Here is an 18459-nt window from a genome sequence, read left to right on the forward strand (position 1 = left end):
TGGGGCAATTTAATAGTGCCTCAGCCAGCGGATGCACCGAAAATACTTTTGATTGTTGAGATATAAATTAAAGATTTAACAAGTTTTTCATTCATTAATAATGAACGAAAAACTTTTAATATTTCGTTATTAAGCACTACTGCGGACAGTTTTTGATTACTAACTGTATAATAAGGGTTTCAATACAATTCGGAAATCTAACTATCAACGGAATATCTAGGGTTTCAAATTAGGAAATAAAAGCAGTCTGGACTAAGCTGTCGCGCATTTAAATAGCATATTCGAGGCGGGCGGGACGCCCACCCCACAAGAGTTTTATGTTTTTTTGAAATACAATTTAAATGCAGAACAGCTTATTGATTAAGACACACACCAAACATCTCAACCTAAAAAATCTACTGCTCACATCACCTAAATAACATCAATTATTAACGACTGTAAAAAAGAATTAAGTAGTTGATGATTTTTTTAAGTGCTCAAAAATGTGGTATGATATTATTCCTGTTTAACAAAGTGATATCAAATCGGTAGCCTCGGAATTAATATTACCCACCGCTTTCGACACGGCAGTGCCGTGTCCCTACAATTAATCTGGGTATGGAAACGGCACTGCCGTGTCCTTTAGATCATAAGGAGTGCAACCGGAAACGATAGGAGCCGCTCGGCGGGAAAAAATTAAAAAATCCCCGCAATTATTGAATGCTAGTAGTTTAATACTACTGGCAGGCGGGCGAGTATATCGTAGGTGAGCTAAGGATTTCAATCTCACAAATTGGTCAAACCATGCGAAGCTTTGCGAGAGTAAAGTGGTGGAAATTAACTCGACTATTGCCAGCAGAATTAAAGGGCAAATACCATCTTGGGTATCAAACTGCGCTCTTAATTTTGGGGGTAACAATTCTGGCAGCTAGCATCACTGGTTGTATTAGCTATCAAAGCGTTCGCCGCTTGATGATCACCAAAAGCGAGCGAAATGCTTTGTTAGAAGTTAGGGATCGCGCCAACAAGATCGATCGCTGGCTCGGCACTAGAAAGGCTGAGATCGAAATCCTCGCCCACACTCCTCCCGTTCGTTCGATGAATTGGTCAGTGGCAGAGCCTTATTTAAAATCGGAAGTAAATCGACTGCAAGAATTCCTGCACTTGGCATTAATTGCTCCCGACGGCTCTTATTTCACCACAAAAGTGGGCAGAGCGTTGATTAATGTTAGCGATCGCCAACACTTCAAAAAGGCAATGGCTGGGGAAGTCTATGTTTCCGATCCTACCATTTCTCGCACGCTCAAAGGACAAAGTATTGTTCCCATTTCGGCTCCGGTGTGGTCAAATTCGGCAAATTCTATTGAGAAAAAAGCACAAAAGCCGATCGGAGTAATGAACGGCGTCATTAGCATTGACCGCATTGCCCAAGTAGTAAGAAAGCTGGAATATGCCCCCGGAACTTACGCTTTTGTTCTCAATTCTCAAGGAGTGCCGATTGTGCATCCCGACGCTCGATTAATCGGGAATATCGACAATTCTGCTCCTAGTCTTTTAGAGTCTGCAGATGCTAATTTGGCAAATGTAGCCAGGGAGATGGTTTATCAAAGAACGGGCATTGTGCTGACTCAAATCAACGACGCCAGAGTTTATGTTGCCTATCTTCCTTTAGAACAAGCTGAATGGTCGATCGCCCTCGTAATTCCCCGCGACAATCTCGAAAAAGAACTTTTTCCTTTCAAGATACTAGCAGTAACCGTCGGCGTACTTGCCACCGCAGCTATTCTCGCAGCAATTGTGGCGCTCAAGCTGTTTGCCCTAAATTGCATTCGCAGTCGCACAGAAGGCCTTCTCCACCGCTTGACCGGCCGCATTCGCGCTTGCTTGGGCCTCGATCGCATCCTCCAAACTACAGTAGACGAACTCGGTACTTTACTTAAGCTCGATCGAGCAATTTTCGCATGGTACGATCCCCGACAAGATACTTTAGAATTTGGCTGGGAATATTGCCGGGAAGGTTTGCCGGGGCGCTTGGGAATCTTTGGTGTTGCAGGAGGGCCCTCTGGAGATTTAGCTGCACGGCTTCACCGCTGCGAAACGATACTGCTACATAAAACCGCCGCCCCTGATGCCACAGCGTCTGAGGAACACGCCTATATCGAACTCACAAATAGTCACTACGCAGCAGTACCCGTACTAACTCAGAATCATCGGCTGGGATATCTGTTCGCCTGTGCAAATCGGCGGTTTGCAACTCCCGACGAGGTGGAAGTTTTGGAAGCAATTGCCGACTCGCTGGCGATCGCAATTTCCCAATCCCAACTCCACGGGCAAATTCAAGAAGAACTCAAACTTTTGGAAGAAGTATTAGCCAAACTCAGAATCACCGAAGAGCATTTAGTACAAAGCGAAAAAATTACAATGGTGGGTCAACTAGCCGCCGAAGTTGCCCAGGAAATTAATAACCCGATTAACTTTATTTACGGCCGCCTGATTCACCTCAACGATTATATCAAAGATTTGCTCCATATAATTCGCCTCTATCGAGAACAATATCCCGAACCTGTGCCACGAATTGCCAAAAAAATAGAGACTTGCGACCTAGATTTTATCAGCCAAGAGTTGCCGCAAATCCTCAATTTTTTGAAAAGAGGAGCCGATGGCATTCGCCAGATAGTCCTGGCTTTGAGGAAATTTTCACTTCCTGACGAAGCCAACAAAGAACACGCCAACGTTAATGAGAGCATCGACAATATTTTGCTGTTGCTGGCTCACAGACTAGAGCAAAAAATATTAGTAGTCAAGGAGTACAACAACCTGCCGCCAATTTTGTGTTATTCCGGTCAACTGAGCCTGGTATTCGCGAGTCTGATCATCCATGCTATAGATGCAGTTAAAAGTATTGAAAATTCGGCTCAAATTATTACAATCAAAACCGATATAGTTGATGATTATACAGGCAGGTTTATTGTTGTATCGATCTCCCACAATGGCTCAATAATTCCGCCGCAAATTCAACCGAGAATATTTGAGGAGTTTGGCCATACTAAATCATTTAAAAATTTTACAGGATTGGAGTTGTCGGTTTGCTATAAAATTATTGTAGAATTGCACGGCGGCCGCTTTACAGTTGAATCTCCGGTTCAACCTCAAATTAAATCTAAAACTGGGGGCGGTGCTGAGTTTATGGTAAAATTGCCGATCGTTTGATATCGCATTTTGCCGCCAGGGAAACCCGTCGCAAATCTTGCTAGCAAGCGGCGCGAAAAGCTTAATGTGGCTTCACAGTCAAGACTTTAGTCCTCATCAAACGGAGGGCTGAAGTCCTCACTACAAACCTAACGATCATTTGTTAACCTAAATTGCTATGATAGGATTAGGGAAATAATAAAGGTGCAACCACAGCAAACAACCAACCTCCCATTACTAAGACTTCCGCAACAATTAATAAAATATTTCTGTTCATTTTCAAATTAAGCATTTTCACATTAAGAGCGATCGACCAAAGAGCGAATTTTCTTCCACCAAGCCGCCGGCGAATCTTCCGGGCGATAGGCGGCATCAAACATCGACAAAATTAGCGGCAAACCCCCCACCTTCGCACTCATCAACAAGTGCATTGCCAGACAAAATACCAATACCACCCAACCCGAAGCGTGTAAATAATACCAAACCTGCATCAATTCCCCAGCCGGCAGCCATTCTTCCTTAACCATACTCCCAGAAGCGATCGAAAAAGTCAGTGCCAGCAACATCAACGTATTCACAATCCGGTGCAAACTGTACCACCAAATCGGTTTTCCCAATTGCGTTAGTTTCCCAAAAGAATCAGGCTGCACCAAAAGTTTTTGACCTGCGTGGAAACTGTACAATGCAAAAGCCGGCATTATTCCTAACAGCAACATCTTGCCAAAAGTGCCGTGAATCCCGATAATATCTGCAATCTGAGGCACGGGGACTTTGCCAAACCGCCCATCGTAGGTGTTGTAAACCAGAAATGCGCTCAAAATTGCTAAAAGGGCGATCGCAGCGTTAACCCCATGCAGTAATCTGAGCAGCAATGGCTGGTAGGGTCTAGATGGCGGCATAGTCAATTCTGCTACTTCATAAATAATCTTTTAGAGAATACAGCTAAGCGCTGATTTTTTCAACCCTCGCCAATTGTGAAATAAATGTGAGTCAAAAATGAATAGATTATGACAAAAACGCAATTATATCAAAATTTAGTGTAAACTAAAAAAGTCAAGAGGAAGACTTTACCTATAATATCTAACAATTTACAAAAATGGATGCAGCCACTACCGTCTTACTTTCCTTGGGACTAGCAGCAGATGCTTTTGCGGTTGCTGTTTCTAGCGGTTTAGCAATCAAACACATGAAGGTCAATAAAGCTTTAAAAATTGCCTTATTTTTCGGAGGTTTTCAAGCTTTAATGCCCGTAATAGGATGGTTAATAGGTCTTAGTTTTAGTTTTTTGATAACACCGATCGACCATTGGATAGCTTTTGGGCTGTTGAGTTTCATTGGCGGGAGAATGATTTATGAATCGCTGCAAAGCGAAGAATGCGAGACAAAGTTCAATCCCTTAGATACTGGGACTTTGATAACGCTGTCGGTGGCGACGAGTATTGATGCCCTCGCAGTTGGCCTCGGATTTGCTGTCCTGAAAGATTCTATTGCTCCTGCGGTGACTGCGATCGGATTTATTACTTTCTTTTTAGCCTTTGCAGGGGTGTTTATCGGACACAAGTGCGGCAACTTGTTTGCTAATAAAATTGAGATATTGGGCGGAGCAATTTTGATTTTCATTGGCAGCAGAATCTTGTTTATGCACTTGACAGAAGTGCCATTAGTTATCGGCAATTAGTCATTAGTCAGTAGTCGAACAGTGACATCAAAGTCTCTGGTGGCTGCAATTTCCAATTACCAATTCCCAAAAAATGCTATAACAGCAATATTGTGTTAAAGGATAAAAATTTCGTGCTGAAACTTTACGGCGGAGCCCGCAGCAGGGCCTCAATTGTCAAGTGGTATCTAGAAGAAATAGGAATTCCTTACGAATTCGTGATGCTGGATATGCAAGCAGGGGCACACTTGCAGCCAGAGTATCTCGAAATTAACCCGATCGGCAAAGTACCCGCGATCGCCGACGGAGATTTTAAACTTTGGGAATCCGGTGCAATTCTGCTGTATTTAGCTCAAAAATATGGTAAAATGCCCGCGACTTTGGAGCAGCAAGCTCAAATCGTGCAGTGGGTCACGTTTGCTAACGCTACGTTGGGGCCGGGAATATTTACAGAAGCAACTCGCGATCGCGAAACTCCCAAGTTGTTAAAACCGTTAAATGAAATCTTCGAGAAACAGCCGTTTTTAATGGGTGATGAATTCGGCGTAGCCGACGCAGCAGTCGGGTCAATTTTAGCCTACATTCCCATGATGTTAAAACTAGACCTCAGTGCTTATCCGGCTGTGGTAGATTACATCAAGCGGATCTCTGAAAGACCGGCATTCAAAAGTGCGATCGGCGGTAGCTGAAGGCAGAAAGAAGAACGAAACAAAACTTAATACCTAAAAGCAGGGGCGATTTGTGAATTGCCCCTGCTTTTAATGAAATCAAACTTATCTAAATCCGACAGCCGCCTGCCAAACAAAAGCCAGCAGCAAGAAAAATACGGGAATGACCGGCAAAACATTAACCAAAGGCTCAAAAATCGAATAAGCTTCGGGCAGTTTTGCTAAGAGTAATGCAGCTTCCATGAATCAACCTACCTATCCAACAGAATTTTCATAATTGTCGCATATCTTTACCCAAGGCAATCATGATCGATCGACTCTCGGTGCAAGCCAGTAGGCAAACTCTTCAGTAAATCGATCGGCCAAAATCGCCTCCCGCATCCTCCCAGTAAAGCGAATCAACTCCGTCACATTGTGAATCGCCAGCAAAGTATACCCCAGCACTTCGTTAGCCCGCGCCAAATGAGCCAAATAAGCCCGACTGAATTTTTGGCAGGTATAACAAGGACAAGACTCATCCAGCGGAGCAAAATCCTCCCGGAACCGAGCATTTTTCAAACTCCAGCGTTCCCCACGAACAAAAGCCGTCCCGTGGCGGGCCAGCCGAGTCGGAATCACGCAGTCAAACATATCTACGCCACTCGCCACCGCCAACGCCATTTCCCGATAAGTCCCAATCCCCATCAAATAACGCGGTTTATTTGCCGGCAACAGAGGCGCAGTCACCTTCACAATCTCTGCGATCAAATCCCCCGATTCCCCCACACTAACGCCGCCGATGGCGTAGCCTGGTAAATCCAAATCTACCAACTGGTTCGCCGCGCGCGATCGCAAATCGGGGAAAACGCCCCCCTGCACGATTCCGAACAAAGCTTGATCCGGGCGCGAGTGAGCTTGAATGCAGCGTTGCAGCCAGCGGTAAGTGCGATTTGTGGCAGCCTCCACCTCCTCCCGCGTAGCGGGGTAAGGAGGACACTCGTCAAAGGCCATAATCACATCAGCGCCCAACTCATTCTGAATTTCGATCGATCGTTCCGGCGTCAAATTAATCATGCGGCCATCGCGGGGAGAGCGAAAAGTCACCCCATCATCAGTAATCTTCCGCATTTGGCTCAAGCTAAACACCTGAAAGCCACCCGAATCCGTCAGCATCGGGCCCGGCCAAGCCATAAATTTATGCAATCCGCCGGCGCCTGCGACAATTGCTTCCCCCGGCTGCAAGTGCAAGTGATAAGTATTTGCCAAAACCATTTGAGAACCCGCCGCCTCAAGATGTGCCGGGGTCAAAGTTTTGACATTAGCTAGCGTCCCCACTGGCATAAATTTAGGCGTTTCCACCACACCGTGGGGAGTGGCAAAAACCCCTGCACGGGCTTGGGTATGGCTGCAATTAGCCTGACATTTAAAAGAAAATTTCGCCTTGTCCTCAGTCATTAGTCCCCGATGCTCGTTAACCGCTACTCGGCCGTCCGTGTTATTTAATCTATTGTTGTTGACATCGCGACCAAAAAAACCATGACCCCGCCCAAAAACGGAGACAAGTTTCCGACAATCGTCGTGGAGGGCAAAAAATTTTAGACCTTAGTTCTACCTCCCAGATTCAAACCTGCGAGTAAATCTAAAATCTAAAATCTAAAATCGACTGACTGACCATTAAAAGGGGGAATCATCATCATCCAATTGCAGATCCCAGTTGCCTGAGAGTACCTGATCGACAACCGCATCCAAAGCCGCAGCATTTAAATTCCGGGCGAATTGCTCTTGCAAAGGATTGGAGAGGGGAATTAACCGCAACTGCCGTCCATCTTGAATCAGGTCAAAATAAGCACCATCTTCAGGGGACTGTTTCAGTTCCAGGTAATCAAAACTATACACGTTCAAATAAAGCGCATGGTTGGCAATCAGGGTAGAACGGTGGGGGTTGGCGAAGACTTCGAGCACATAACCTTCTCCTTCGCTATAAATCTCGCCATCTTGTATGTGAAGGTAGCGGACACGTCCTAAATCAAACAGCAATCTTTTGATATCGCGTTTGTTGACGACAATCCCTGTATCGATGATGCAAGGAGCAACTACCCTGTTATTCAATTGATCGTGACTCATGTAGTAAAAGCCTCTGTTGTAGTATTTTCCCGTCTTGAACATCAGGGAGTTAGCTAGAATTCTTGGGAAGGGAAACGCGGATCTTGAGTTTAGTCATTTTAGATAGGGAGCTTTGGGATCGCTGCCGACAGAGGTTTTCCGGGGAAAAGAGCGGGCGACAGGAGGAATGCTCGATCCAAAAAACTAGGGTGTTACAGTCCAATTCTGGCACACGCTAATCGATTGACAACTGCATACCAGATGAAAAATTTTCTATCTTATGGTGCATGATAAATGGGTTCGCTCTACGATCGACTTTTTCCGGAATCAAGGCGCTGCCATCGCAGCCGCAGTCGCTTTTTATACTTGTTTGCCGGTACCGGTGTCTTGGACTTTGGAGTTTCGGGGCATTGCCCGCTTGGCACCGGCGATCGGGCTTTTGATTGGGGGGATGGTGGGACTGGCGGATGTTGGGTTGCAGTTGTTGGGAATGCCTGCTCTGACTCGATCGGCTTTGGTGGTAGTCTTGGGCATCGCCGTGACTGGGGGGCTGCACCTAGACGGGGCAATGGACGCGGCGGACGGGCTGGCTGTACCCGACCCCGTGCGTCGGCTGGAAGTCATGCGGGACAGCGTTACAGGAGCCTTTGGGGCGATGGCTGCGATCGCGATCGTGCTGCTGAAAACTGCCGCTCTCTCGGACTTGAATAACTATCGGTGGCTGGCTTTGATGGGTGTCGCGGGTTGGGGGAGGTGGGCCCAACTGGTGGCGATCGCCCGCTATCCCTATCTCCGGGCCGAGGGTAAGGGAGCTTTTCACAAGGAATCGATTTATTCTCCTTTTGATTTTATACCGGGAGTGCTGTTGCTGCTGAGTTTGAGCGTGGTGCAAGTTGTCTTGGAGGGCGATCGGTGGCTGTTGGCGGTGGGGATGGCTTTGGGGGGAAGTGCGATCGGAATTTTTGCCGGAGCCTGGTTTAACCACCGTTTGGGCGGCCACACGGGCGATACTTACGGTGCTGTAGTCGAGTGGACGGAGGCTTTGTTGCTGTGTCTTTTGGCGGCTCTGGAAGGGTGAAGATGCAATGCTTGCGCTTTTTGTTTGCGCTTTTTGTTCGAGAGTGCGATCGAACTTCTACCCAACAAAAACTTTACCGCATTTCCCAGACTATGATCTCCCCTTTGCTGCCACCGATAATAGTTTGCCAATCCGGGCTGATGGCGACGCAATAAACCTCGTGTGAATGTCCTTCCAGGGTTCTTTTCAATTCGCCGGTGTGCAGATTCCAGACTTTGATCGTTTTGTCCAAACTCCCACTCACAAAAGTTTGCCCATCCGGGCTGATGGCGACGGAAAAAACCGATTCTGAATGTCCTTCGAGAGTTCCGATCAATTCCCCTGTGTACAGATTCCAGACTTTGATCGTTTTGTCCAAACTCCCACTAACAAGAGTTTGCCCATCCGGGCTGATGGCGACGGATTTAACCACGCCTGAATGTCCTCTAATAGTTGTGATCAATTCCCCGGTGTGCACATTCCAAACTTTGATGGTTTTGTAACTCCCACTAACAAGAGTTTGCCCATCCGGGCTAATGGCGACGGAATTAACCAAGTTTGAATGTCCTGCAAGGGTTCTGCTCAATTCGCCGGTGTGCAGATTCCACACTTTGATGGTACAGTCCGCACTCCCACTCACCAGAGTTTGCCCATCCGGGCTGATGGCTACGGAAAAAACCGATTCTGAATGTCCTGCAAGGGTTCTGCTCAATTCGCCGGTGTGCAGATTCCACACTTTGATGGTACAGTCCGCACTCCCACTCACCAGAGTTTGCCCATCCGAGCTGATGGCTACGGAATGAACCCGGTGTGAATGTCCTAGAAAGGTTCTGGTAAATTCCCCGGTGTGCCGATTCCACACTTTGATGGTATAGTCCCAACTCCCACTAACAAGAGTTTGCCCATCCGGGCTGATGGCGACGGAATTAACAGAGTGTGAATGTCCTTCCAGGGTTCTGCTCAATTCCCCAGTGTGCAGATTCCAGACTTTGATGGTTTGGTCCCTACTCCCACTCACAATAGTTTGCCCACCCGGGCTGATGGCGACGGATTTAACCAATTCTGAATGTCCTTCGAGAGTTCTGATCGATTCCCTTGTGTGCAGATTCCAGACTTTGATCGTTTTGTCCCCACTTCCACTAACAAGAGTTTGCCCATCCGGGCTGATGGCGACGGAAAAAACTGATTCTGAATGTCCTCGAAGGGTTAGGCTCAATTCCCCAGTGTGGAGATTCCAGACTTTGATCGTTTTGTCCACACTTCCACTAACAAGAGTTTGCCCATCCGGGCTAATGGCGACGGAATTAACCCAGTTTGAATGTCCTTCGAGAGTTCCGATCAATTCCCCAGTGTGGAGATTCCAGACTTTGATGGTACAGTCCGCACTTCCACTAACAAGAATTTGCCCATCCGGGCTAATGGCGACGGAAAAAACCTTGGAAAAAACATTGCTTGAATTTCCTGCAAGGGTTCTACTCAATTCCCCGGTATGCAGATTCCAGACTTTGATGGTGTTGTCCCAACTCCCACTGACAATAGTTTGCCCATCCGGGCTAATGGCGACGGATTTAACCACGCCTGAATGTCCTAGAAGGGTTCTGGTCAATTCCCCGGTGTGCAGATTCCAGACTTTGATGGTACCGTCCCCACTCCCACTGACAATAGTTTGCCCATCCGGGCTGATGGCCACCGAAAAAACGGATTTTGAATGTCCTCTAAGAGTTGCGATCAATGCCCCGGTGTGTAGATTCCCGACTTTGATGGTTTTGTCCAAACTCCCACTGACAATAGTTTGCCCATCCGGGCTGATGGCCACCGAAAAAACGGATTCTGAATGCTCCCCAAAAGTATACGATCGCTCAAAAAGTCGCCAGGGGTTGTACTCTTGTAAAATCTGTTTAACTCTCGGTTCTTCCCTTTCCCGCAATAGCCGATATGCAGCCCTTTCTACCTGCTGTGATTCATCCTGCAAAGCCCGAATCACCAAGTCCAAACCAGCTTCTCCATACTTAAGCGCCTCGGAAACAGCAGCAATTCGTTGCTCGATAACTACACTCGCCAAGCGCCTCTTTACACCTTCGATACCTCCCAAAATAGCGGCGTTAGCTGGTGTTGAGGATTCACCACCAAGGACGGCATCGTATTCTCTAGGCTGATTAGGATTTTGTGTCATAGCACTTTTACATACTTACTCTACAAAAATTTACTAAACTTAACTATTTTTTTTAAAGCTTTTAGTGATTGTTCAACCATTATTTTTAACCCATTTAAAAAATCGGGGTAGGCCGACCTTTTTACAGGCGAGTCTGTTTTGAACCGAATGTGGTTTAGTTTCTCTTAAATTGTTTCTAAGTTAACACTGCTTCTCTCGTCAGCACCATTCTGCATCATCCAATAGTTTAGCGACTTTATCGGTTTTATTTCGCTCACTTCAATACAGCCATTCATTATGTAGGCAATGGCGCGATCGACTCCGGGGCGAAAACAGTCTCAAACGCACTCCACGCCAGCCACTGCGCCGCCGAAGTTGCCACTGGCGAAGCTGCTCCAAGTGCGATCGGTCATGTGGTAGAAGGCTTGTTGCACGTGCTACACCATTAATATCGTGTCTGCTAGCGTAAGTTGTCCAAGTGTTTTTGATGCTGTAGGGGCGGGTTTTACGAATAATCTTTGACGCACACAAACAATCCCCTAAACCCGCCCGCCAACAACTAATAACCTATATCAACCTTGACGTTGATCGACGGGAAAAAATGTACATTGACGTTTACCGTTGAGAGAGGGGGCGGGTTTATGGGATTATTAGTTTTTGGCGTAGATGGTTGGTAAAACCCGCCCCCTACCATCGCGCCAATCATACAAAAAACAACCAATTTCCAATGATATAACAACAGCAAATGAATGGAAAAAGCCATTTAAAATTTTCCATTCATTCTCAAATTTTACGCTTTCGGCTCAACCCAAACAGTCATCCCCTCAACCCTCAAACCTTTGCCGCGAGTGCCGCAATATTGACCGTTAGCAGTAACAGGAGTATCGCCCACATTCTGGATGTGAGCCGTATAAAATACGTCATACTTATCAGCTTGCGGCCCAGTCAGGCGCGCGGCAAATCCCTCAATGCGCTTGGCTTTGCCCCGGAATCCAGCTAACTCCCCTTCTGAGATCCAAGCAGTGTCGCCAACTCCTTCAACGTGAGCCATGTACTGCAAATTTAAACCGGCAACGGGAGGCTCTATTTTAATTTGAAATCCTTCCACGCGGCGGCCTTGAGCTTTAGTACCCGCATATTCTCGATCGCTAAAAGTTCGATCGCCAATTCCTTGAATATGCGCCAACACTTTTAAACCCACAGGCGCCGCTGTTTGGGAACTCGCAGACTGCGCGATCCAAACTTTGATACCCTCTATTCTCAAAGCTTTGCCGCGAGTGCCGCAATATTCGCCGTTGGAGGACACGTCGGTGTCGCCGATATTCTGAATGTGAGCGCCATAAAATACGTCGTACTTATCAGCTTGCGGCCCGCTCAACCGCACCGCAAATCCTTCAATTCGTTTCGCTTGACCCCGAAAACCTGCCAATTCTCCTTCGCTAAGCCAGGGAGTATCGCCAACACCTTCGACGTGAGCCATGTACTCGACATTTAAGCCGGGAATTGGCGGATCGATATTAATCGCAAATCCTTCGACGCGCAGCCCCCGGCCCTTAGAACCCGCGTATTCTTGAGAACCGAAAGTTCGATCGCCAATTCCCTGAATGTGTACCAACACTTTGATTCCCAAAGCGCCCTCTACTGCCACCGCTGGTTGAATGTCCCGAGGTGCCCCAAAAACAATGTTCCCGGAACCGGTTGTCTGAAGAGACTTAGGTACTTCCACACTGGGAACAATAATTACCTCGTGCATGGGGACAGAAGGTGCGGGGGATTCCAAAATCTGGATCTGTGGCGCAACTGTAACTTGTTTCGGTGCCACATTTCCTGACGGGATGACAATCACTTCTGGCAAAGGTTCGGCGCTGATTTTTTGTTCTGGCGCTGCTTTAAATGCTGGTTCGACTTTTGCAGGTGCTGCATTTACCATCTCAGCAATGGTTAATTTGCCTCTGGAAATGGCTACGGCTATTTGTTTGCCAAATGCGGCGCTGACTGTTTCTTCGAGAATTACCCACTGTTCGTCATCTAATTTGTCTTGCTGTTCCACCAGGGCGAGCACTGCTGAAACTGGGTGTTTGCCGCTGACTAAGGATTCTGCGTCGGAATGCAGTTGAGTTGGGGTTGATTCGGAAATCGCGCGTTGCAGTTCGCGGGCTCTGGCATGAACTGATTGTAAGGGCGCGAAGTCGCTTTGTTCGCGGTGGGCGATCGCCAATACTCGATCGATCACTTTCAATGCTGCATCGCGAATTTCTGCTTTACCTTCAGAAGCTGCTGCAGTCTCGACTAAGTTTTGAATCTCTTTGAGGGAAGCAATTTCCCCCGGCGCGATCGCGGATTTGTTGAGTTCTAGAGCTTGTTTTTGGACTGCCGCAAAGTTGCGGCTGTAGGCGGCTACTTCCTGCAGCAAGCTGTCAGAGGGAGGAAGGCCCGAGTCTTGCAGTTGTTTTGCAGCTTGGGATAGGCGATCGGCCAAATTAGCATAAGTTTCCGATAGTCGGGCTATTTGTTGTAGCAAATCTTTATGATCTAGTTCCATATGTCTTGGCGTAAATATTTAACTTGCTGATTATAGACGTTGAGCGTCTTCTGAAGGTAGAAGGCAGTAGTCGTTAGTCATTAGTTCCAGGGAAGAAGAAAAATGCTCCCCCTCTCCGACTCCTCCACTCGGACACTCTCCGACTCCCCCACCCAGACACCCGGACACTCTCCGACTCCCCACACTCCTCCTCCTCCTCTGGCATCCCCCGCGTGATCGCCGTCACAACCGTGCAAATACTTAGTCACACTCTGCGACTCCGGCTGTCACGAGTGGCCCGTAACAATGTCACACCTATCGAGCAATAGCCGTCACTGCTGATTCTGTGAAAACAGTTGATACTTAGGCTTGAACCAATAAAATCCCGAAGTGTTATGGTACTAATTCGCGATCTCGTCCAGCAAGCTCTGGCTCTAGGCTATCTAACCATTGAAGCCGAAAATCAACTGCGGCGGATGTTAACTACCACCAAATATGACTTGGAAGACTTAAATGCTTTTATGGCTTTGCAACTAGCAGCTATGTCCGGAGGAGTCAAACAAGAGTCTCGCGAGATCAAAAAATTTGAAATGTTTCGCGAGACGGCTTCCGAAACTTCCTGTTAGTAATTAGTTGGCTTTTGATTAGTTCAAATTTAGTAAGGGACATTCCTACCGTGCAGATTCGTGAAGTTGTAAAACAAGCTATTGCCGCTGGATATCTGAGTTTGGAAGCGGAAAATGAAATGCAGAAGATTTTTTCCTCAGCTAAGTGTGATTTGGAAGATTTGAATGCTTTTATGAGCTTGCAGTTAGCTGCGATGGCCGGCCGCGTGAGGCAAGAGTCTTTGGAATTGAGGAAAATGCCAGATTTTGCGGATAGAAATTAATTTCTTTATTCAGCCCTCGGGCGATATAAATATTAAGTTTTCTAATTAATCAATGCTGATTAAATATAATTATTTTGCTGATTTATATACTAATTAATTAAAAAATATTGGCATTTTGGTTCAATGGGTCTTGAGCAAATTAACTAAAATTGAAATAAATATTTAAATGAATATTTAAGTTGATTTTGATGGATTATTTTTTTGTGGGATGGGTTCTCGTAGCCCGAAGGCGTGTATTTTCACAGCAGGCGGAACACCCCACAATATATTAGTGTCAAGTTAAGCTTTTAGTCCGCCAGTCCTCCCGCTCACCCGGAAGTCCGCCAGGGAATTAATTCCCTGTCTCATACCTAAAGTCTTCTCAAGGAGGACTGAATATCTCATTAGTCCTCATAGCGAGGACTTTCGCTTTGAGGCTCTTGTTTCAACCCCTGCCCGACTGAGGGTTTAACGTTAAGTTGACACCAATGTCCACAATCATTATCCTCAAATTGTGTAACGTCCGTTTTTCACTATCTTGAGAGGTATGGCTGGCATGAGGGCAAACAATTTATGATCAGTGAGTTACTGGACTTGGTATGAAACAGCTAATATTATTTACCCTTCATCTAGCGCAATGAAATTAGTTGGTAGTGAGGACTTTAACCATCATAAAACTCGCTCGTACTTCCGTCGTCGTCACTACAAACTTTATAACGGTTATTATACCCACTTTTATATCATCACTGAGACTATTTCCTACGGCTCCGACGCTCTAACTCTTTAATTACTCTCAGAACAAACAGCGACATGAAAGCGCCAATTAATGCCAGTTGCCACAACCCGCATCCTGCCGCAGTTCCTAAACCTGCTGATACCCAAATAGCGGCGGCAGAGGTGAGCCCGTGAACTTCAACTTTGCCTCTTTCCTGTCGATTTTGCCGCAGGATTTCTCCGCCTCCCAAAAACCCAATCCCGGCAGCAATGCCTTGAATTACGCGCGCTACAGCATCTCCTCCGTTTTCATTTTTACCCATTGCCAGCGGCATTAAAACAAACAGTGCAGAACCCATACTTACTAGCATATGAGTTCTCAACCCCGCTGGTTTATTTCTGAGTTGGCGCTCCCATCCAATAATTCCGCCAACAAACATGGCTAGGCACAACCTTAACAGTATGCCTAGCCAATTATCGGGAGACCACAAGTTAGCGATCGACAATGTTTTACTGCAAATAATTAATCCGAAGATTCCAATATTAGCGGAGTACGATGTCCGATCGCAATCTCACTGCCAAATCTTGTTCCGGGCGAATCACGAGCACGTCAACGCTGCGCCGCCCCAACAATACTCCCGCTAAAGCGCCGATCCCAGCGCCTCCTAAGACTTCTTCAGTCGCGATCGCTTTGTCGCCGGTAATGCCTGCGAGTGCTGCTGCTGCTGCTGCACCCAAGGCTGCACCTTGGGCTACTGAACCTGTGCCCGCACCTTTTTGCACTCTTTCGGTTCTGGTAATAATTCCCGAATAGCCATCAATCCGATAGCGTTGGCGGCGGCTGATAACTAACTCTCTGGCAACAAATTGAGTACCGATTTGATTGCCTCTTCTGACAGGTTGCAGTGCCCCGACTATCTGGCTGCCTCTGGGGATTAATACTCTGCCTTGAGGTGTGCGGATGTCTTGCGCTACTGTTAAAGTTAAAGGTGCAGTTTCTTCGCGGGTGACAACTATTTTGTCTTTTTCATAGCTAACTGGAATTACACTGCCTGACGGAATTCGGATGCTATCAAATTGTGAAATTCGTTGTTGGGCTTCTGCGGGAGTAGCTACCACCAGCGGCGCGCTGGTTCCCACTGTAATGCCCAGTGCGAGGATTGCTGCTGTTGCTGAACGCCATTTTTGAGAAGTAATCATATAAATTGTCTCCTTGCTTCGGTTTTGGTTTACTTAGGAACGCACTACTGCTAAATTTGTTTCTGGTTTCGCATTCATCTGATGTTTTAATTATGGCAGGCTGGAATTATAGAAGTTGGGAAGATAAGGTAGATAATTCAGAATTTTAAAATTTGGAAAAATAGATAAAATCAGCAAGAGTGGGAAGATAAGGAGGATAAAGGAGAGATTTCGGTTCATCGTCCCCCTTAGCCTCTAATTAGTTAAGGTGAAATCCCAGCACGAAGCCTCGGGACACGAGATTAATTGTTGAGAGCGTTTAAGGCTAGCAATCCAGCACCGAAAGCTGGTTCGTATCGGGGCGAAATTACCTTAGCTTTTGGGGCGATCGCACTTATGGCGGCTTCAAACCGACCTCGGCAATTTGCCTCTCCGCCCCACACACCTCCGACGATCACAATTTCAAATTCTTCTGTTTGGTTAAATAGCGCTGAAATGGCTATTTTTGTTGCATAGGTTAATTCTGCCACAGCATTATTGATAATGCAGTCAGCGACGCGATCGCCCTCTGCTGCTGCTCCCTCGACAATCGGCGCTAAAGCTGCAATTTCTTTGACTCCCCAACCGCGCCCGTAAACGACTTCTACCAATTCTTCTAGGTTATTGAGGCCTAAATGCGTTTGAAATTTTTCCGCAAGCACGGTAAAATCTTCGCGTCCGTCATAGAACTTCAAAGCAGCTTGCAAACCCTGAAGGGCGATGTTATATCCGCTGCCTTCATCGCCTAAAATATATCCCCAACCGCCGACTCGTTTAGTTTTCCCGTGACGGTTTTGCCCGAAAACAATCGAACCGGTTCCTGAAATAACGGCGATACCCACTGGATGACCTGTACCGCCAGCAAGTGCGATCGCGCAGTCGCTGGAAATTACTATATTCCTGGGCAGGAACGATCGGGTTACTGGTAAAGTATTTGTCAACTGCAAGTTCTGCACTACAAATTGCACTATTTCACGATCTTTTGGACGCCCGACACCTGCTAGTCCCAGACCAATTGCTTCGATGTTGAGATTGCCTACAGCCTCGACCTGAGCGGACAGAACTGCTCGTTCGATCGCCAATTGGATGGATTGTTTTGCTGTCTCAATTCCCAGGGTTTGATAATTTGACGGCCCTGCTTCACCCCGTCCTAAAACAAGGTGGTTGTCATCCATTAAAAGGCAGATAGTTTTAGTGCCGCCGCCGTCGATGCCGAATACGTAGCTCATGAATAATTTAGAGAATAATAGAGCAACCCAGATTAACAGAGATATCTCTATTCTACGCTTTGTACAATCCGATTAAATCGACAGAGTAATGCTAATAATAATTAAACCTAATAAAGCTAACCAAACCAGATGGCGCTGACACCAATTTTTGATCGATTGCGGCCAGTCGCTGCTGATATAACGGCTCGTCTGTGGCACAAGTGGCTCAGCTTGATTGTGATAAAGCGTGCATTCTTTGGCAAAGGGACGCTGCGGGTAGTTGCAAGTGTCGTCTTCGTGATAAATACAGGTAGTGCAGAGAAATTCTTCGGGTTTCGATCGATAAAGAGGGATACCCGGATGACCGAAAGCTTTGAGGGGGATTTTGCAGTGTGGACAGGCGAGCGCTTGGGCGTCTACAGGTTGGTGACAGCGGGGGCAATCAGGCATAGACAGCAGGGTTATGGGGTAATGTGGTGGGTAGGCTCATTAGCGGGTTTTCCGAACGCCGATTAGCGCGATCGGCTCGCCATCAGGCGGCTGGATGCTCCAAAATAGAAAGGTAGGTGTGCGCTGATGTAACTTTAAGTTTACATATAAGTTTACAGATGGTTTCGCAGCGACAGCAGGCGACCTGAGCCGATCGGGTATGAAAGGGCCAACATTAGGAAAAATCTATGGATAACAATAGCAACTTACTCAAACAACTGGTAATGCTGGGCATTGGTACTACCTCTCTGGTGGCAGAGAAATTGCAGGAAGTGAGCGAGCAATGGGTCAAAGATGGCAAAATCAATTCCGAGCAAGCCAAAACCTTTGTCGATGACATGACGGAGCACCTCAAGTCTGAACAGGGCAATTGGGATACGCAGTTGCAGCGGCAACTACGGAATATGCTGCAAGATATGGGAGTTCCCCGACAGTCCGAAATGGATGAGTTGCGGGGAAGGCTCGATCGTTTGGAACGTCAGATGCGGGATTTAGAAAACCGTAACTGGCGCTGAGTTCGATCCTCTTCGTTGGCGTAGCCCCCGTAGATACTGTCTTGAACTGTCAAGGGGTCGCGAGTAAATAATTTGGGTCGAAAGGCTTTTGGGATTTTAAAATCCCAAAAGCCAAATGCACCAGTTTCCTCATCAGCGCACC

At 46.8% G+C, this 18459-nt stretch carries 18 protein-coding genes; 7 read left to right on the forward strand and 11 right to left on the reverse strand.

Annotated elements, in window-relative coordinates:
* Window positions 1–828: 828 nt before the first annotated feature.
* Window positions 829–3189, forward strand: coding sequence for a cache domain-containing protein (locus NDI35_RS16910; protein ID WP_445313755.1), 2361 nt, complete (start codon window positions 829–831; stop codon window positions 3187–3189).
* 278 nt (window positions 3190–3467) lie between these two features.
* Here NDI35_RS16910 and NDI35_RS16915 read toward each other — a convergent pair whose 3' ends face one another.
* Window positions 3468–4067, reverse strand: a complete 600-nt coding sequence (locus NDI35_RS16915; RefSeq protein ID WP_445313756.1) for a cytochrome b/b6 domain-containing protein — start codon at window positions 4065–4067, stop codon at window positions 3468–3470.
* A gap of 197 nt (window positions 4068–4264) precedes the next feature.
* On the opposite strand from NDI35_RS16915, the gene NDI35_RS16920 reads away from it, so the two are divergent.
* Both NDI35_RS16920 and NDI35_RS16925 read left to right on the forward strand, forming a co-directional pair.
* Entirely contained in the window at window positions 4265–4846 is a 582-nt protein-coding gene (locus tag NDI35_RS16920; RefSeq protein ID WP_333326243.1) for a manganese efflux pump MntP, read from the forward strand.
* Window positions 4847–4959: 113 nt separating this feature from the next.
* Window positions 4960–5514, forward strand: a complete 555-nt coding sequence (locus NDI35_RS16925; protein ID WP_445313767.1) for a glutathione S-transferase family protein — start codon at window positions 4960–4962, stop codon at window positions 5512–5514.
* 84 nt (window positions 5515–5598) lie between these two features.
* Here the strand turns inward: NDI35_RS16925 and NDI35_RS16930 are convergent, their stop codons facing one another.
* The 3 genes from NDI35_RS16930 to NDI35_RS16940 all read right to left on the reverse strand — a co-directional run bounded on the left by NDI35_RS16930 (window position 5599) and on the right by NDI35_RS16940 (window position 7596).
* A complete protein-coding gene (locus NDI35_RS16930; RefSeq protein WP_006634808.1) occupies window positions 5599–5736 on the reverse strand; it encodes a photosystem II reaction center protein K in 138 nt (45 codons plus the stop codon).
* 60 nt (window positions 5737–5796) lie between these two features.
* On the reverse strand, window positions 5797–6927 hold the full coding sequence (tgt, locus tag NDI35_RS16935; protein ID WP_445313757.1) for a tRNA guanosine(34) transglycosylase Tgt: 1131 nt from the start codon (window positions 6925–6927) through the stop codon (window positions 5797–5799).
* Between the two features lie 219 nt (window positions 6928–7146).
* On the reverse strand, window positions 7147–7596 hold the full coding sequence (locus tag NDI35_RS16940) for a hypothetical protein (RefSeq protein WP_190662161.1): 450 nt from the start codon (window positions 7594–7596) through the stop codon (window positions 7147–7149).
* 259 nt (window positions 7597–7855) lie between these two features.
* On the opposite strand from NDI35_RS16940, the gene cobS reads away from it, so the two are divergent.
* A complete protein-coding gene (cobS, locus tag NDI35_RS16945; protein WP_242722367.1) occupies window positions 7856–8653 on the forward strand; it encodes an adenosylcobinamide-GDP ribazoletransferase in 798 nt (265 codons plus the stop codon).
* Between the two features lie 73 nt (window positions 8654–8726).
* Here cobS and NDI35_RS16950 read toward each other — a convergent pair whose 3' ends face one another.
* From NDI35_RS16950 to NDI35_RS16960, 3 genes are all read right to left on the reverse strand, one after another.
* Window positions 8727–10805: a WD40 repeat domain-containing protein gene (locus tag NDI35_RS16950; protein WP_445313758.1), complete on the reverse strand. Its 2079-nt coding sequence runs from the start codon at window positions 10803–10805 to the stop codon at window positions 8727–8729.
* Between the two features lie 769 nt (window positions 10806–11574).
* Window positions 11575–13326, reverse strand: coding sequence for a hypothetical protein (locus NDI35_RS16955; protein ID WP_445313759.1), 1752 nt, complete (start codon window positions 13324–13326; stop codon window positions 11575–11577).
* Between the two features lie 80 nt (window positions 13327–13406).
* Entirely contained in the window at window positions 13407–13574 is a 168-nt protein-coding gene (locus NDI35_RS16960) for a hypothetical protein (protein WP_445313760.1), read from the reverse strand.
* Between the two features lie 126 nt (window positions 13575–13700).
* On the opposite strand from NDI35_RS16960, the gene NDI35_RS16965 reads away from it, so the two are divergent.
* Window positions 13701–13931, forward strand: a complete 231-nt coding sequence (locus NDI35_RS16965; RefSeq protein WP_445313761.1) for a hypothetical protein — start codon at window positions 13701–13703, stop codon at window positions 13929–13931.
* 50 nt (window positions 13932–13981) lie between these two features.
* A complete protein-coding gene (locus tag NDI35_RS16970; protein WP_333450482.1) occupies window positions 13982–14194 on the forward strand; it encodes a hypothetical protein in 213 nt (70 codons plus the stop codon).
* Between the two features lie 731 nt (window positions 14195–14925).
* Here the strand turns inward: NDI35_RS16970 and NDI35_RS16975 are convergent.
* The 4 genes from NDI35_RS16975 to NDI35_RS16990 all read right to left on the reverse strand — a co-directional run bounded on the left by NDI35_RS16975 (window position 14926) and on the right by NDI35_RS16990 (window position 17763).
* Window positions 14926–15393 carry an MgtC/SapB family protein gene (locus NDI35_RS16975; protein ID WP_445313762.1) on the reverse strand — a complete coding sequence of 156 codons (468 nt, stop codon included), beginning with the start codon at window positions 15391–15393 and terminating at the stop codon, window positions 14926–14928.
* 37 nt (window positions 15394–15430) lie between these two features.
* Window positions 15431–16087: a hypothetical protein gene (locus tag NDI35_RS16980; protein ID WP_445313763.1), complete on the reverse strand. Its 657-nt coding sequence runs from the start codon at window positions 16085–16087 to the stop codon at window positions 15431–15433.
* A 281-nt stretch (window positions 16088–16368) separates the two neighbouring features.
* Window positions 16369–17334 (reverse strand): N-acetylglucosamine kinase, encoded by a 966-nt coding sequence (locus NDI35_RS16985; protein WP_445313764.1) that lies wholly within the window; start codon window positions 17332–17334, stop codon window positions 16369–16371.
* Between the two features lie 72 nt (window positions 17335–17406).
* Window positions 17407–17763: a zinc ribbon domain-containing protein gene (locus NDI35_RS16990; protein ID WP_445313765.1), complete on the reverse strand. Its 357-nt coding sequence runs from the start codon at window positions 17761–17763 to the stop codon at window positions 17407–17409.
* A gap of 227 nt (window positions 17764–17990) precedes the next feature.
* Between NDI35_RS16990 and NDI35_RS16995 the strand changes: the two genes are divergently transcribed.
* Complete coding sequence (locus NDI35_RS16995; RefSeq protein WP_333036214.1) at window positions 17991–18317, forward strand: phasin family protein; 327 nt, start codon at window positions 17991–17993, stop codon at window positions 18315–18317.
* The last annotated feature ends 142 nt before the right edge of the window (window positions 18318–18459 follow it).

The organism is Microcoleus vaginatus FACHB-2002 (assembly GCF_040004035.1).
Taxonomy (GTDB): domain Bacteria; phylum Cyanobacteriota; class Cyanobacteriia; order Cyanobacteriales; family Microcoleaceae; genus Microcoleus; species Microcoleus vaginatus_C.